Source organism: Rhizobium sp. FY34 (assembly GCF_005222845.1).
Lineage (GTDB): Bacteria > Pseudomonadota > Alphaproteobacteria > Rhizobiales > Rhizobiaceae > Neorhizobium.
This window is the reverse complement of record NZ_STFZ01000018.1, coordinates 61,773-76,776: the sequence shown is the minus strand read 5'-3', so window position 1 is coordinate 76,776 and position 15,004 is coordinate 61,773. Positions and strand designations below refer to the sequence as shown.

Genomic DNA, 15,004 nt, shown 5'->3' with positions numbered 1-15,004 from the left:
TGCGGCAGGCCGGAGAGGACAGGAGTGGATATGATGGCGACAGCAGAGACGGGTGGCCCCTTGTCCGCACCCGCCCGTGTGGCAGGTGAAGGACCAAAGCTGCTGCGTGCCGGCTTCATCCCGCTGGTCGATGCTTCCATCCTGATTGCGGCTGCCGAATTCGGCTTTGCCGCCCGCGAGGGCCTGACGCTGGACCTCGTAAAAGACGTATCCTGGGCCAATGTGCGCGACCGGCTGGCCTTTCGCCAGTTCGACATCGCGCATATGCTGTCGCCCATGCCAGTGGCCTCCATGCTCGGTCTCGGCTCCAACCCGTCTCCCACCATCACGCCCTTTTCGCTTGGCCGCGGCGGCAATGCCATCACGCTGTCCACACGGCTGTTTGCCCGCATGCAGGACGTGGCAGGCCTTGCCGAAACCGGGACCGCGCTCGAAAACGCGCGAGCGCTCGCCCTTGTGTTGAATGCCATGCGCGAGGCCGGTGAACCGGCGCCGACATTGGGCATGACCTATCCGTTTTCCTCGCACAATTATGAGTTCCGCTACTGGCTGGCAGCCGGCGGCATCGATCCGGATCGCGATGTGAAACTGGTGGTGGTGCCGCCGCCGCTCACCTCCGATGCCCTGGCCGCCGGCGCCATTGACGGTTTTTGCGTCGGGGCGCCCTGGAACATGGTCGCCTCCGAACGCGGCGTCGGGCGCATTGTCGCGGCCAAGCAGGATATCTGGCCGTCCGCACCTGAAAAGGTGATCGGCATGCGACCGGACTGGGCCGAACGCCATCCGGACACCGTTTCGCGCCTCATCGTTGCGCTGGATGCCGCCGCGCGCTGGTGCGACCGGCCGGAAAACCACGATGCGCTGGCGCAGCTGCTGGCCGAGCAACGCTATATCGCAGCCCCCGTGCACATTATCCGCCATGTCCTGTCCGGCGAGTTCAACCTCGATGCACGTGGCAATCGGCGCGTGATCGACCGCTATTTCACCTTCCACGAAGATCATGCCAACTATCCGCGCCCGTCCAAGGCACTGTGGATCTATTCCCAGATGATCCGCTGGGGACAGGCACACGCGTCAGAAGCCGGCGCAAAGGCTGCGGCATCCGCCTACCGACCGGATCTTTATCGCGCCGCCCTCTCCCTTGCCGATATGCCGGACGACGGAGATTTGCGCATCGAAGGCGCAGACGATGACGACCGCTTCATGGACGGATATGTGTTCGATCCGACACGGTTGTCGGACTATGTGGCGGGCTTTCCGGTACATGCCGGCCTTGCCTTGGCGCCGGCTCCGGATGAAACCTGAGCACGGCCTGCCTTTGAAATTGGCATGTCTTTCGCCCATTCCACAGCGACACGCCTAAACTTGCGGCAACACAGCAAAAGCAACTGTGCAGAGAAAAGACCAAATTTTCCAGGATTGCGCAATGGAAACAAGGGGGAATCTGGCTAAGCGCAAACTGGCATAGCGTTTGCTTTAGTAGCCTTGTGCAGGTCAATGGCGACCAGCGCATTTGGAACGCGCGATAGCGTTCTTCAAAGACATCGACGTCGTAAGGTTTTTGCAGTCCGGACTGAGCCCTAGAGGCTTTTCCGAAGACGCAATCTCCGAGCGGCGTTTTTTTGTGCCTGAATTTCCGTCAAAGACGCAAAAGGGGAACCTGCGCATGACCAAGATCATTTCCAGCATCAGCCGGCGCAGCCTGTTGAAAACCTCCGCGACAGCCGCATTGGTTGGCGCAGCAAAGGCCGCATTTCCCTCCGGCGCCTTTGCTCAAGGGGCGGGCCCGGAAACCACCAAGGCCGTTCTCGGCTTCATTGCCTTGACCGACAGCGCACCGCTGATTGTCGCCAAGGAAAAGGGGCTTTTCGCAAAATACGGCATGCCAGATGTCGAAGTGGTCAAGCAGGCATCCTGGGGCACGACGCGCGATAATCTCGTGCTTGGCTCGGCCGGCTCCGGTATTGATGGCGCACATATCCTGACGCCGATGCCCTACCTCATCTCGACCGGCAAGGTGACGCAGAACAACCAGCCGCTGCCCATGGTGATCCTCGCCCGCCTCAACCTCGATGCGCAGGCGATCTCGGTCGGTTCCGCCTATGCCGACCTGAAAGTCGGTCTGGATTCCGGCGCGCTGAAGGACGCCTTCGCCAAGAAGAAGGCCGCTGGCAGCCCCGCAAAGGTGGCCATGACCTTCCCCGGTGGCACGCATGATCTGTGGATCCGCTACTGGCTGGCCGCCGGCGGCATCGACCCCGACAGGGACGTGGAAACCATCGTCGTGCCGCCGCCGCAGATGGTGGCCAATATGAAGGTTGGCACCATGGACTGTTTCTGCGTCGGTGAGCCGTGGAACGAACAGCTGGTTAACCAGGGCATCGGCTATACGGCTGCCAACACGGCGGAAATCTGGGCAAAGCATCCGGAAAAATCACTCGGCATGCGCGCCGACTGGGTGGAGAAAAACCCGCGCGCGACAAAGGCCCTGCTAATGGCGGTGCTGGAAGCCGCGCAATGGTGCGATGACATGAAGAACAAGGATGAGCTGGCCGATATCGTCGGCAAGCGCAGCTGGTTCAACGTTCCCTCCAAGGACATCGTCAACCGCCTGAAGGGCGAATACAATTACGGCAATGGCAAGGTTGTTTCAGACAGCCCGCATTTCATGAAGTTCTGGCGCGATCACGCCTCCTATCCCTACAAGAGCCACGACACCTGGTTCCTCACGGAAGACATCCGCTGGGGCAAGTTTGAGCACCGCCTCGACGTGAAGGCACTGGTCTCCAAGGTCAACCGCGAGGATCTGTGGCGTGAAGCGGCCAAGGAACTGGGCGTGACGGACCTCCCCGCCTCCACCTCGCGCGGCAAGGAAACCTTCTTCGACGGCAAGGTCTTCGATCCGGAAGACCCCGAAGCCTACCTGAAGAGCCTCAGCATCACCCGCATGGCCTGAACCCCTCGGCGACCGTGGGCGGCACGCAATCGGTGTGCCGCCCGGCATCCGACCATCGACAAAGGAGAGCGGCCATGTCCGTCACCCAGCTCAACATCAAGGACGATCAGAAACCGGCAGGCAGCGCCCGCGTGGTGGCTTTCACGCCGCAAAAGCCGGCGACACCGAAGATCGCACGCCTTCTGCAGCATGGCCGCGCTTTGATGGCCAATCTTCTGCCGCCGCTTGTCACGCTGGCGCTGATGCTTCTGCTGTGGCAGGTGCTCTGTTCGTCGCCAACCTCCAGCCTGCCGGCGCCGTCGCGCGTGCTTGAGGAAAGCTGGGAGCTGATCATCCACCCCTTCTATGTCGGACAGGGCACGGACCAGGGCATGTTCTGGCATATCTTCGCCAGTATCCAGCGCGTCGCCATCGGTTACGCCCTGGCCGTGATTGCCGGCGTCGCGCTTGGCGTTCTGGTGGGCCAGAGCCAATGGGCCATGCGCGGCCTTGACCCGATCTTCCAGGTTCTGCGCACGGTGCCGCCGCTTGCCTGGCTGCCTTTGTCGCTCGCTGCCTTCCGCGATGGCACGCCATCGGCCATTTTCGTGATCTTCATCACCGCCATCTGGCCGATCATCATCAACACCGCCGTCGGCATCCGCAATATCCCGCAGGATTACCAGAATGTCGCCAAGGTCCTGCGCCTCAACGGTTTTGAATATTTCGCCAAGATCATGCTGCCGGCTGCTGCTCCTTACATCTTCACCGGCCTTCGCATCGGCATCGGCCTCTCCTGGCTGGCCATCGTGGCGGCCGAAATGCTGATCGGTGGCGTCGGCATCGGCTTCTTCATCTGGGATGCGTGGAACTCCTCGCTGATCAGCGACATCATCGTCGCGCTCATCTATGTCGGCGTGGTCGGCTTCTTCCTTGACCGCTTCATCGCCCTCATCGGGCGCCTTATCACCCGCGGCACCGCGAACGCTTGAGGAGAGTTAGCATGGCACAATCCTATCTTTCGCTGGAATTCATCGACAAGACCTTTGAGCGCAACGGCACGAAAAGCGAAGTGCTGAAACAGGTTTCGCTCGGCGTCGACAAGGGTGAGTTCGTCTCCATCATCGGCCATTCCGGCTGCGGAAAATCCACCGTTCTCAACATCATCGCCGGCCTGATCGACGTCACATCCGGCGCGGTGTTTCTGGATGGCAAGCATGTGGATGCACCCGGCCCGGAACGCGCCGTGGTATTCCAGAACCATTCGCTTCTGCCTTGGCTCACCGTCTACGAAAACATCGATCTGGCCGTCTCCAAAGTGTTTCGCGGCAAGAAGAGCCGGTCGGAACGGCATGACTGGGTGATGGAAAACCTCGATCTGGTGCAGATGGCCCATGCGAGAGACAAGCGCCCTGCCGAAATCTCCGGCGGCATGAAGCAGCGCGTCGGCATTGCCCGTGCGCTCTCCATGGAACCGAAGGTTTTGCTGCTCGACGAGCCCTTCGGCGCGCTGGATGCGCTCACCCGCGCCCATTTGCAGGACGCTGTGATGGAAATCCATGCACGGCTCGGCAACACGATGATCATGATCACCCATGATGTGGATGAGGCCGTGCTGCTTTCCGACCGCATCGTCATGATGACCAATGGCCCGGCGGCAAAAATCGGCGAAGTGCTGGATGTGCCGATCCCGCGCCCGCGCAACCGCATCGAGCTGGCCTCCGACCGCACTTACCTCAAGTGCCGCGAGGCCGTGTTGAAATTCCTCTACGAGCGTCATCGCTTCGTGGAAGCGGCGGAGTAATGGCCATGTCAGAGGCAAGAGGCGAAAAACTCGTCATCATCGGCAATGGCATGGCGCCGGGGCGCATGCTGGAACATCTGTTCGAACTGGCACCCGGCCAGTTCGAAGTGACCATTTTCAACGCCGAACCGCGCGTCAACTATGACCGCATCATGCTCTCGCCGGTCCTATCCGGCGAAAAGACCTACGAGGACATCATCATCCATGGCGATGCCTGGTATGAAACGCATGGCGTGACGCTGCATCGCGGCGAAAAGATCGTCTCGATCGACCGCGCCAACCGCACCGTCACGTCGCAAAGCGGCATCACTGCCCATTATGACCGGCTGGTAATTGCCACCGGTTCCACGCCCTTCATCATTCCCGTACCCGGCCATGATCTGCCAGGCGTTGTCGCCTATCGCGATCTGGATGATGTCGGCGCCATGCTTGCCGCAGCCGAGATGGGAGGAGATGCCATCGTCATCGGCGGCGGGCTGCTGGGCCTTGAGGCCGCAGCCGGGCTGAAGGCACGCGGCATGAATGTCACCGTGCTGCATGTGATGCCGACGCTGATGGAGCGCCAGCTTGATCCGGCTGCCGGCTATCTGCTGCAAAAGGCACTGGAGGATCGCGGCATCAATGTTGTCTGCAAGGGCAATACGAAAGCCGTTCTCGGCACGGACCGCGTGGAAGGTGTCGAGCTGGATGACGGTCGCATCATCCCCGCCTCCATCGTCGTCATGGCCGTCGGCATCCGCCCCAGCACCCAGCTGGCAAGGGACGCCGGCCTTGCCATCAATCGCGGCATTGTCGTGGATGATGGCATGCTGACCTCGGATGGTCATATCATGGCGCTGGGTGAATGCGCCGAAGTGGGTGGTCAGGTCTATGGCCTTGTGGCGCCGCTCTATGAAATGGCCCGCATTGCCGCAGCACATCTGGCCGGCGACAAGAGCCCAGCCTTCAAGCATTCCGATACGCCGACCAAGCTGAAGGTCACCGGCATCGACCTCTATTCGCTGGGCGATTTTGCCGAAGCGCCGGACCGCGAGGAGATTGTTCTGCGCGACGCCTCCGCCGGCATCTACAAGCGTCTGGTGTTGAAGGACAACCGCATCATCGGCACCGTGCTGTACGGCGAAACCAGCGATGGCGCGTGGTTCAACGACCTGAAGAAAAAGGGAACCGATATTTCGCAGATGCGCGATACCCTGATTTTCGGCCAGTCCTACCAGGGAGGGTCTCCGCTGGACCCTATGGCGGCCGTTGCAGCCTTGCCGGATGATGCGGAAATCTGCGGCTGCAACGGCGTCTGCAAGGGCAAGATCACGTCCACCATCACGGCCAAGGGGCTGACCTCGCTGGACGAAGTGCGTGCCCATACCAAGGCGTCCGCCTCCTGCGGTTCCTGCACCGGCCTTGTCGAGCAGCTGATGGTTCTGACGCTGGGCGATAGCTACAATCCCGCAGCCGTCACCCCGATGTGCACCTGCACCGAGCTTGGCCATGATGATGTGCGCCGGTTGATCAAGGCCAAGGGGCTGAAAACCATTCCCGCCGTCATGCAGGAACTGGAATGGAAAACCTCCTGCGGCTGCGCCAAGTGCCGACCGGCGCTGAATTACTACCTCGTCTGCGATTTCCCGGATGAATATGCCGACGACTACCAGTCCCGCTATATCAACGAGCGCGTGCACGCCAATATCCAGAAGGACGGCACCTACTCCGTCGTGCCGCGCATGTGGGGCGGCGTGACCAATGCCGCCGAACTGCGCGCCATTGCCGATGTGGTGGACAAGTTCGAAATTCCGATGGTGAAGGTGACCGGCGGCCAGCGCATCGATCTTCTCGGAATCGAGAAGGAGGATCTGCCCGCCGTCTGGGCCGATCTCGGCAAGGCGGGTTTCATCTCCGGCCAGGCCTATGCCAAGGGGTTGCGCACGGTGAAAACCTGCGTCGGTTCCGACTGGTGCCGGTTTGGCACGCAGGATTCGACCGGTCTTGGCATCCGCATCGAGAAATTCATGTGGGGTTCCTGGACACCGGCCAAGCTGAAGCTTGCCGTTTCGGGCTGTCCGCGCAACTGCGCCGAAGCGACGTGCAAGGATATCGGCGTCATCTGCGTGGATTCCGGCTTCGAAATCCATTTTGCCGGCGCCGCCGGCCTCGACATCAAGGGCACCGATGTTCTGGGTCTCGTCAAGACAGAGGACGAGGCACTGGAGCATATCGTGGCACTCACCCAGATGTACCGCGAACAGGGCCGCTATCTGGAGCGCATCTACAAATGGGCAAAACGCATCGGCCATGACGAGATCCGCCGCCAGATCATGACCGATACGACCAAGCGCCGAGCCTATTACGAGCGCTTCGTCTTTTCCCAAACATTCGCCCAGGTGGACCCCTGGTCCGAGCGTGTTTCGGGCAAGGACAAGCACGAGTTCAAGCCGATGGCGACCGTGGGCTATGGCGAGGCAGCGGAGTAACCAAAGCAATACCCCCTCTGGCCTGCCGGCCTGTTGGGTCTAGCCACTCGTCTCGACCCTTCCTTCGGACCCCTCCACAAGGGGGGGGAGACACATTGCAGCACCGCTTCATTTTACCCGTGACGGTTCGGCAGCTTAGCCCCTCCCCCCTGTGGGGAGGGGTTGGGGAGGGGTCTTCAACCAGGAGAAGCATTCCATGAACTGGACAGACATCGGCCACATCAACGACATTCCGCTGCGCGGCGCGCGATGCGTGAAAACGCCGGGCGTGACCATCGCCGTGTTCAGAACCAGCGAAAACGAGGTCTATGCCATCGAAAACCGCTGTCCGCATAAAGGCGGCCCGCTGTCGGAAGGCATTGTGCACGGCGCCTCCGTCACCTGCCCACTGCACAACTGGGTGATTTCGCTGGAAACCGGCAAGGCACAGGGCGCGGATGAGGGCGAAGTGCGCACCATTGCGCTGCGCAACGACAACGGCCAGCTGTCGATCCTGCTGGAAGATCAACTTTTGGTCGCGGCGGAGTAGAGACCGATGTTCGCTTGTTTACCCCCCTCTGCCTTGCCAGGCATCTCCCCCTCAAGGGGGGAGATCGGTTGTGGCTCGTTCATCGATCCTCATTGGTCGTGGGTGCACCTCGCTCAGACGGTGACCAGGGATTATGACAGCCGACACAAGTCGATCTCCCCCCTTGAGGGGGAGATGCCCGGCAGGGCAGAGGGGGGTATCGCTTCGGTGACATCCGAGGTCACCCATGGCCGCTGAAACGCGCACCACCTGCCCCTATTGCGGCGTCGGCTGCGGCGTGATTGCCAAGGTTGAGGACGATGGGCATGTCAGTGTCCGGGGCGATCCGGATCATCCGGCCAATTTCGGCAGGCTCTGTTCCAAAGGCTCGGCGCTTGCCGAAACGCTTGATTTCGACGGCCGGTTGCTTGCGCCTCAGATCGCAGGCGAGACAGTGGAATGGGATAGAGCGCTCGATCTCGTAGCACAGCGTTTTTCTGAGACGATTGCCGAGCACGGGCCGGATTCGGTGGCCTTCTATGTCTCCGGCCAGATCCTGACGGAAGACTATTACATCGCCAACAAGCTGATGAAGGGCTTTGTCGGTTCCGCCAATATCGACACGAATTCAAGACTTTGCATGTCGTCTTCGGTTGCAGGTCACAGGCGTGCCTTCGGGGCAGATACCGTGCCGGGCACCTATGAGGATATCGAGCTTGCCGATCTGGTGATCCTTGCCGGCTCCAATCTCGCCTGGTGCCATCCGGTGATCTACCAGCGGCTGGCAGCGGCCAAACAGGCGCGACCCAGCATGAAAGTGGTGGTGATCGACCCTCGCCGCACCATGACCTGCGATATCGCCGACCTGCATCTGGCCATACGCCCGGATGGCGATGTGGCGCTGTTCATGGGGCTTCTAGCGCATCTGGTGAAAGCCGGACGGATCGACGAAAACTATATAGGCGCCCATACTCTGGGTTTTGCCGATGCCTTCGACAAGGCGTCGGCGCTGACACTCGCCGACCTGATGGAGGCAACCGGTCTGCCGGCCATGCAGTTGCGGGATTTCTTCCGGCTGTTCGAGACGACGGAAAAGACGGTGACCTGCTACAGCCAGGGCGTCAACCAGTCACAAAGCGGCACAGACAAGGTGAATGCCATCATCAACTGTCATCTGGCGACAGGGCGCATCGGGCGCCCCGGCATGGGGCCGTTTTCACTGACCGGCCAGCCGAATGCCATGGGCGGGCGCGAGGTCGGCGGGCTTGCCAATATGCTGGCCGCCCATATGGATATCGAGAACCCCGCGCATCGCGACCGCGTGCAGCGCTTCTGGGCCTCCCCCCGCATCGCAGAAAAATCGGGCCTGAAGGCCGTCGATATGTTCCGTGCCGTATCTGATGGGCGCATCAAGGCAATCTGGATCATGGCGACCAATCCGGTCGTCTCCTTGCCGCAGGCCGATGGCGTGGCGGCAGCGCTTGCCGCCTGCCCCTTCGTCGTCGTGTCCGACATCATGGCCGAGACCGATACGACGAAACATGCGCATGTGCTGCTGCCCTCGCTTGGCTGGGGCGAAAAGGACGGCACAGTCACCAATTCCGAACGGCGCATCTCGCGCCAGCGGGCGTTCCTCACAGCTCCCGGCGAAGCCCGCGCCGACTGGTGGCAGTTTCGCGAAGTGGCCCGGCGCATGGGATATGCCAATGCCTTCGGTTTTGCGGATGCCGGCGCCATTTTTGCCGAACATGCAGCCCTTTCCGCCTTCGAGAATGACGGAACCCGTGATTTCGATATCGGCGGAATGTCGGGCTTGAGCATTGAGACCTATGACGCGCTTTTGCCCATGCAATGGCCGCAGCCAGGCAGCGAAACGGGCAAGGACACCCGTTTTTTCGCCCAGGGTCGTTTCTACCATGGCGATGGCAAGGCGCGGTTCATCGCGGTGGGGATGCCCGCCCAACCCGGTGAGGCAGGTCGCTTCACGCTGAACACCGGGCGCGTGCGCGATCACTGGCACACGATGACGCGCACCGGCAAAAGCGCAAGACTGTCCGCCCATATCGCCGAACCCTATGTCGAGATCCACCCGGCGGATGCCGCAGCGCTTGATATAGGCCCTGCCGATCTGGTCGAGGTGGAAAGCCAGCATGGACGCGCCGTACTTCGGGCGCTGGTTACGCGGCGACAGGCGGTGGGCAGCCTGTTTGCCCCCATTCACTGGACCGGACAATCGGCATCCCATGCGCGCGTCAGTACCGTCATTGCAGCGCGCACCGATCCCGTCTCCGGCCAGCCGGCCTCCAAGATGGCACGCGTTGTGGCCCGTCCATTTCGGGCGCAACACTATGGCTTTGCCGTCTGCTTCGAAAAGCCAACCGATATCGAGGCAGACTACTGGGCGCTTGCCAAGGCCGATGGCGGCTGGCGACTGGAACTGGCCTTTGCCAAACCGGTGGAAGATTGGACTGACTGGTGCCGCAAGACCTTCCATATTGCGCCGGATATCGAGCCGATTGCCTATCATGACGGGGCAAATGGGCGCCTGCGACTGGCATTTTTCAACAAGGGCCAGCTTTTGGCACTAATATTCCTTGCGAAGGAACCAGTGGAAGTGGCACGCCATTGGGCAGTGTCGCAGCTTGCACGCCCGCATGATGACAGGCGCCAGCGCCTTGCCATAACCGCTGGCCGGCCGGATGCAGGCGCGCCGGACAAGGGCGCCATCGTCTGCTCCTGCATGAGCGTCGGCGTGCATGACATCCTCGGCGCCATTGGCCGGGGATGCACAAGCGTCGAGGCGATCGGCAAGGAAACGAGTGCGGGTACGAATTGCGGCTCCTGCCGCGCAGAGATCAGGGAGATCATCGATGGAAGCCTTGCAGCCGCTGCAGAGTGACAAGCGCCGCTCGACGCCGGCCCGCATGGAGCCACTGGCGAAACTGCCGGTCTTTTTCGGGCTGGAGGGCAAGCGCACCGTGCTGGCCGGCGGCTCCGATGGCGCGGCCTGGAAGGCCGAACTGCTGGTCGCCTGCGGTGCAACTGTGCATGTCTTCTGTCCGCAGCATGACCTGGGCGAGGTCATGCAAGGCTTTATCGCTGAGCAGGCGGCAAAGCCGGAGCCGGCCATCATCCACCACGATCACCCCTGGCATATCGGCATTTTCGAAAACGCCGCCCTGGCGCTGGGCGATTGCGAAACGGACGAGGAAGCCAAGGCATTTTACTGCGCGGCAAAGGCTGCCGGCGTGCCCGTCAATGTCATCGACAAGCCGGCCTTCTGCCAGTTCCAGTTCGGTTCCATCGTCAACCGTTCGCCGGTCGTCATAGCCATTTCCACCGATGGCGCCGCCCCCATTCTGGCGCAGGCCATTCGCCGGCGCATCGAAACCCTGCTGCCGCCAGCGCTGAAAGCCTGGGCCGGCATTGCCCAGGAGATCCGCGAGGCAATCAACGAGCGACTGAAGCCCGGCACCGAGCGGCGCAGCTTCTGGGAGCGTTTTGTTGACCGCGTGTTTCGCGAGGCCCCGGCAGACGGTATCGCCACTGTTCTGGTGAATGACGCCAATCGCATTGCCAGCGCCGCCGGCGAAGACAGCATGGGCCGCGTGACGCTGGTTGGTGCAGGCCCCGGCGATGCCGAGCTTTTGACCCTGAAGGCGGTGCGTGCGCTGCAGGCGGCAGATGTGATCCTGTTTGATGATCTGGTATCCGCCGATGTGCTGGAACTGGCGCGCCGCGAAGCCAAGCGCATGCTGGTGGGCAAGCGCGGCGGCCGCGAAAGCTGCAAGCAGGAAGATATCAACGCCACGATGATTACGCTGGCCAAGGCCGGCAAGCGCGTCGTGCGGCTGAAATCCGGCGATCCGATGATCTTCGGGCGGGCCGGCGAGGAAATCGAGAGCCTGGAGCGCGAGGGCATTCCAGTGGAAATCGTGCCGGGCGTCACTTCCGCCACCGCCATGGCCGCACGGCTTGGCGTGTCGCTGACGCATCGCGACCATGCGCAATCGGTGCGCTTCGTCACCGGCCATTCGCGCAAGGGCGAACTTCCCTCCGACCTCGACTGGTCGAAGCTTGCCGATCCAAGCGTCACCACCGTGTTTTACATGGGTGGTCGCACGGCTGCTGCGATCACGCAGAAGCTGACCGGCCACGGCATGAGCCACGCGACACCTGCCGTCATCGTCAGCGCCATTGCTCGTCATGACGAGCGCCGCTGGGTGGGCGAGCTGTCTGGCCTTCCCGCTGCCATGGCCGAGATCGGCTATGAGAACCCGGTACTGATCGGTATCGGCGACGCCTTCATCAAGGCAAAGCGTAGCGTGGATGGCTTGGACATTATCGACGATGCACGGGCGGTAAACCTGTAGAGGCAGGCGCGGAAAGACAACCGCCAGCGCCTTGTTTTCCCGTGCCGGGGGTGTCGTCAACCATCGGCAAGGCTCCAGACCAGTGACCAGGGAGCAGCCTCGACCGGTTCCATCCGGCCCAAACGGTAAAGCACCTCGCCAGACGTAGCCTGCGCCACGCGGCAGGCTTTAGCGGTAAGGTTTGCCCGCAATTGCAGGCGTTTGCCCGAAAGCTGCCATTCGACAAACAGGCATTCGCCATCCACCTCGAATCGTCCGCTACCGCCGCCGGCACCGGCACCGGCCAGCAAAGGCGTGACATGCTGACGGCGAAGGGCAAGCAGGCTGCGGTAAAAGCCGAGCAGGTCCACAGCCTTCGGCGCAGACAGTTTCGACCAGTCGAGCTTGGCGCTTTCAAACGTGCCGTGCGCCGTCGGGTCCGGCAAGTCATCAGCATCGAAGCCGGGCAGCCGCGACAATTCCAGACGCCGGCCGATACGCACCTTCTCGTTCAGGTCCTCGTTGAAATCGCAGAAAAAGGGGAAGGGTTCTGTCGCTCCCCATTCCTCGCCCATGAACAGCATGGGCAGTTGCGGGGAAAGAAGATAGACGGCGGCAATTGCCTTTAGCGCCTCAAGCGGCTGCGAGGTGATCATCCTGTCGCCCAGCGCCCGGTTGCCGATCTGGTCATGGTTCTGGATGAAGGAGATGAAGGCCGTCGGCGGCAGGTGGCCGCTCGGCTTGCCGCGCGTCTCTCCGCGATAGTCCATATGCTCGCCCTGGAAGACGAAACCTTCCGCCAGCGCCCGGCCGGTCTTTTGCGTCAGCCGGTCGGCGTAGTCCTTATAGTAGCCGAAAGTTTCCCCGGTCGCGGCAATGTGCAGCACGTGGTGAATGTCATCGTTCCACTGGGCAGTGAAATGCACCGGCCGCCCCTCCGCATCGCGACGCAAGAGATCGCTGTCATTATCCTCGTTCTCGACCACGAGATGCACATGGCGGCTGCCGGCTGCTTCGCGCACGCGACGCGCCAGTTCATGCAGCAAATGCTCGCCCCTATCATCCTTGATAGCGTGCACGGCATCCAGCCGCAGGCCGTCGAAGCGAAAATTGCGCACCCAGTAGATGGCATTCTGGATGACGAATTCCCGCACCGGCTTTGACGCATCGCCATCATAATTGATGCCATTGCCCCAGGGCGTCTTGTGATGCTCGGTGAAGATCGGCGCATAGGCGGGCAGGTAATTTCCGTCCGGGCCGAAGTGATTGTAGACAACATCAAGCAGCACGCAGAGGCCCCTCTCATGGGCGGCATCGATCAGCGCCATCAGGTCTTCGGGCCGTCCATAGCTGCTGTCCGGCGCATAGGGCATGACGCCGTCATAGCCCCAATTGTAGCCGCCGGGAAAATCGCTGATCGGCATGATCTGCAGAGCGGTGACGCCGAGATCAGCCAGATGATCGAGCTTTTCGAGAGCGGCTCGAAACGTGCCCTCGGGCGTGAACGTACCGATATGCATTTCATAGACCACCAGTTCCTCGACCGGCCTTCCCTGCCAGTCCGGATGGCGCCAGCGATAGGCCTCCAGATCCACGACCTCGCTCGGTCCATGCACATCCTCCGGCTGATGGCGCGAGGCCGGATCCGGCACCGTCAAGCCATCCGGCAGAATGAAGCTGTAGCGCGTGCCCACCCCGGCACCTGGCACGACGCTTTCGTGCCAGCCGTGGCCGCGAACCTGCATATCGATGGGCTTTTCGCCATCGATGTGCAGCTGAATATGCGGGTGAAGCGGCGACCAGAAACGGAATTGCGTCTCGGACGGATGAAGGACGGGGCCGAATAGAACATCAGTCAAGGGAAGTGCCTTTGTCTCTGCGGGAACGGCCGGATAACGCTCGCTTGGAAGAAAGGTTTCCAGCTGTTTCAGGCCCGCAAGCGGCGACGCAGCATGATTCCCGCGAAATGTGACGTTTTATTTGAAAACCCCCGCCAATTTGTGGGTTTTGCAACAGTAGAATCAGGCTGGCACAAGCTTTGTCCTGAAATGTTACACATCATCTCCGCGAAAGCCGACCCAGACGACGCCACACAACGCGCCTCGCACGGGATGAATTCCCAATCTCTCATCTCGAGGATGCCATGGCCACGATCACATTTGCCAATACCAAGGGAGGAGCCGGCAAGACAACCGTTGCTCTGATTCTTGCCGCCGAACTTGCACAACGCGGCCACCGCGTTGCCCTTTTCGATAGCGATCCGCAACAGTGGATCACCCGCTGGCATGGCCTGGGCGCCACGCCGGCCAATCTCACCCTTGTCTCGAACGTCAATGAAGCGACGATCGAGCTTGAAGTGAAGGCCCTGAAGAAAAAGGCCGACTATATCCTGATCGACGTGACCGGTGGCGTAACGCCGCTGCTGGCCAAGGCGATCGGCCTTTCAGACCGCGTCATGATCCCCGTACAGGGCTGTGCGATGGATGCCGTGGGCGGCGCGCAGGTGCTGGATATCCTGAAGGCGCTGGACAAGGAATGCGCAATCCACATTCCGCATTCCGTGGTGCTAACCCGCATCAACTCGATCATCACGACGCGGGCGCTGATGGCCGTCAAGGCGCTTCTGGCCGAGCAGCGGGTGCAGGTGCTGGACACTGCGCTGATCGAACGGGCGGCTTATCGCGACATGTTCGTCACCGGCGGCACGCTTTACAGCATGGACCCGCTGCGCGTCAGCAATCTTGACAAGGCACAGGACAATGCCCGCCTGTTCGGTGATGAAGTCATCAGCCTGGTACCGCTGAAAGTGGCAAAGCCGAGAGCGGCGAAGACCGAAACGGCCAAGAACGGCACGGCAAAAGCAGAAAAGAAAACAAAGGTTGCCGCAAACAAGCCCGAGACGGCCAAGCGCAAGGTCGCCTGAACAGGCATTCCATC

10 protein-coding genes are annotated in these 15,004 nt (G+C 61.4%); 9 read left to right on the top strand and 1 reads right to left on the bottom strand.

What is annotated here, in order from left to right:
- The first annotated feature begins 24 nt into the window (after positions 1 to 24).
- The 8 genes from E8M77_RS14610 to cysG all read left to right on the top strand — a co-directional run bounded on the left by E8M77_RS14610 (position 25) and on the right by cysG (position 12,088).
- The gene (locus E8M77_RS14610; protein ID WP_170975889.1) at positions 25 to 1,305 is read left to right on the top strand and encodes a CmpA/NrtA family ABC transporter substrate-binding protein; all 1,281 of its coding nucleotides are present in this window, start codon (positions 25 to 27) and stop codon (positions 1,303 to 1,305) included.
- 361 nt (positions 1,306 to 1,666) lie between these two features.
- The gene (locus tag E8M77_RS14605) at positions 1,667 to 2,956 is read left to right on the top strand and encodes a CmpA/NrtA family ABC transporter substrate-binding protein (RefSeq protein ID WP_137131375.1); all 1,290 of its coding nucleotides are present in this window, start codon (positions 1,667 to 1,669) and stop codon (positions 2,954 to 2,956) included.
- A gap of 74 nt (positions 2,957 to 3,030) precedes the next feature.
- Positions 3,031 to 3,927, top strand: coding sequence for a nitrate ABC transporter permease (gene ntrB, locus E8M77_RS14600; protein ID WP_137131374.1), 897 nt, complete (start codon positions 3,031 to 3,033; stop codon positions 3,925 to 3,927).
- 11 nt (positions 3,928 to 3,938) lie between these two features.
- Positions 3,939 to 4,739: an ABC transporter ATP-binding protein gene (locus tag E8M77_RS14595; protein ID WP_137131373.1), complete on the top strand. Its 801-nt coding sequence runs from the start codon at positions 3,939 to 3,941 to the stop codon at positions 4,737 to 4,739.
- A gap of 5 nt (positions 4,740 to 4,744) precedes the next feature.
- A complete protein-coding gene (gene nirB, locus E8M77_RS14590) occupies positions 4,745 to 7,207 on the top strand; it encodes a nitrite reductase large subunit NirB (protein WP_137131372.1) in 2,463 nt (820 codons plus the stop codon).
- A 196-nt stretch (positions 7,208 to 7,403) separates the two neighbouring features.
- Positions 7,404 to 7,736, top strand: coding sequence for a nitrite reductase small subunit NirD (nirD, locus tag E8M77_RS14585; protein ID WP_137131371.1), 333 nt, complete (start codon positions 7,404 to 7,406; stop codon positions 7,734 to 7,736).
- A 226-nt stretch (positions 7,737 to 7,962) separates the two neighbouring features.
- Positions 7,963 to 10,614 (top strand): nitrate reductase, encoded by a 2,652-nt coding sequence (locus tag E8M77_RS14575; protein WP_137131370.1) that lies wholly within the window; start codon positions 7,963 to 7,965, stop codon positions 10,612 to 10,614.
- Positions 10,586 to 12,088 (top strand): siroheme synthase CysG, encoded by a 1,503-nt coding sequence (cysG, locus tag E8M77_RS14570; RefSeq protein ID WP_137131369.1) that lies wholly within the window; start codon positions 10,586 to 10,588, stop codon positions 12,086 to 12,088. The genes E8M77_RS14575 and cysG overlap by 29 nt, the downstream gene beginning before the upstream one ends.
- Positions 12,089 to 12,144: 56 nt before the next feature.
- Here the strand turns inward: cysG and treZ are convergent, their stop codons facing one another.
- Positions 12,145 to 13,926, bottom strand: coding sequence for a malto-oligosyltrehalose trehalohydrolase (treZ, locus tag E8M77_RS14565; RefSeq protein WP_137131368.1), 1,782 nt, complete (start codon positions 13,924 to 13,926; stop codon positions 12,145 to 12,147).
- A 284-nt stretch (positions 13,927 to 14,210) separates the two neighbouring features.
- Between treZ and E8M77_RS14560 the strand changes: the two genes are divergently transcribed.
- Positions 14,211 to 14,990: a ParA family protein gene (locus tag E8M77_RS14560; RefSeq protein ID WP_137131367.1), complete on the top strand. Its 780-nt coding sequence runs from the start codon at positions 14,211 to 14,213 to the stop codon at positions 14,988 to 14,990.
- Positions 14,991 to 15,004: the final 14 nt, after the last annotated feature.

What these genes read in the sequence shown, in the direction of transcription:
- cysG (WP_137131369.1), top strand. Translation starts at nt 10,586, where the DNA reads ATGGAAGCCTTGCAGCCGCTGCAGAGTGACAAGCGCCGCTCGACGCCG.
- ntrB (WP_137131374.1), top strand. Translation starts at nt 3,031, where the DNA reads ATGTCCGTCACCCAGCTCAACATCAAGGACGATCAGAAACCGGCAGGC.
- E8M77_RS14575 (WP_137131370.1), top strand. Translation starts at nt 7,963, where the DNA reads ATGGCCGCTGAAACGCGCACCACCTGCCCCTATTGCGGCGTCGGCTGC.
- E8M77_RS14595 (WP_137131373.1), top strand. Translation starts at nt 3,939, where the DNA reads ATGGCACAATCCTATCTTTCGCTGGAATTCATCGACAAGACCTTTGAG.
- E8M77_RS14560 (WP_137131367.1), top strand. Translation starts at nt 14,211, where the DNA reads ATGGCCACGATCACATTTGCCAATACCAAGGGAGGAGCCGGCAAGACA.
- E8M77_RS14605 (WP_137131375.1), top strand. Translation starts at nt 1,667, where the DNA reads ATGACCAAGATCATTTCCAGCATCAGCCGGCGCAGCCTGTTGAAAACC.
- nirB (WP_137131372.1), top strand. Translation starts at nt 4,745, where the DNA reads ATGTCAGAGGCAAGAGGCGAAAAACTCGTCATCATCGGCAATGGCATG.
- nirD (WP_137131371.1), top strand. Translation starts at nt 7,404, where the DNA reads ATGAACTGGACAGACATCGGCCACATCAACGACATTCCGCTGCGCGGC.